The organism is Armatimonadota bacterium (genome assembly GCA_025059775.1).
In the GTDB taxonomy this organism is placed as follows: Bacteria; Sysuimicrobiota; Sysuimicrobiia; order Sysuimicrobiales; family Sysuimicrobiaceae; genus Sysuimicrobium.
In genome coordinates, this window is the sequence record JANXCW010000044.1 from 1 (window position 1) to 747 (window position 747).

Consider the following 747-nt stretch of genomic DNA (forward strand, 5'->3'; position numbering starts at 1 on the left):
TGGCAGCGGCCGGGGCAGACGGAATACGGAGGAAGATCGACCCCGGCGACCCCGTCAACGAGGACATCTACAAACTCGACCCAGAACGCAGAAAACAACTGGGCATAAGGGAGCTGCCCGGCTCCCTCCGCGAAGCCGTTGAAGAACTTCTCAGCGACCGAGAATTTCTCAAGCCCGTCTTCAGCGACGACTTGATCGACACAATTACCGAACTGCAGTTAAAGGCCTTCATCGACGTCACAACGAAGCCTCATCCCTACGAATTCTACCTGTACTTCGACGTGTGATCGCCTTGGTCAAGGCCTATGTTCTGGTTTCGGCGAAGCCGGGAACTTCCGAGGAGATCGTAAACTTTCTCAGAAAAGCATCGGAGGTCAAGGGTGTTGTTTCCGCCGACTCGGTCTTCGGTCGTTACGACGCTATCATAACTCTCGACGTCGAAAATCTTGAAATGCTTTCGCAAGTTCTCTACAAAGTGATCGAGAAGATTCCCAACGTCGTCAGAACGGAAACATGCATCGTAATGTTCAGTGGGAACAAAAAATGACGAAAGTTTTTGCCTACGTTCTCGTAAGAACCGAGCCCGGGACCTCGCATCAGATAGTTTCGCTGAGAACTATGCCGGGAGTGGTTTTGGCACACAGCGTCTTCGGTCGCTTCGACGCGGTTTTGGTTGTTTCCGCAAACAGTTTGGAGGAGCTTTCGACCAAAGTGTATGAGATAGTTTCGAAGCAGACGAGCGTCGTC

3 protein-coding genes are annotated in these 747 nt (G+C 51.9%); all 3 read left to right on the top strand.

Features of this window, described 5'->3' with window-relative positions; genetic code table 11:
• Positions 1-287: glutamine synthetase (locus N0A24_12270; protein MCS7174110.1), on the top strand; the 287-nt coding region annotated here is incomplete at its 5' end.
• Positions 284-547, top strand: a complete 264-nt coding sequence (locus N0A24_12275) for an Lrp/AsnC ligand binding domain-containing protein (GenBank protein ID MCS7174111.1) — start codon at positions 284-286, stop codon at positions 545-547. The genes N0A24_12270 and N0A24_12275, both read left to right, overlap by 4 nt.
• A partial coding sequence (locus tag N0A24_12280; protein MCS7174112.1) for an Lrp/AsnC ligand binding domain-containing protein occupies positions 544-747 on the top strand: 204 nt, incomplete at its 3' end. The genes N0A24_12275 and N0A24_12280, both read left to right, overlap by 4 nt.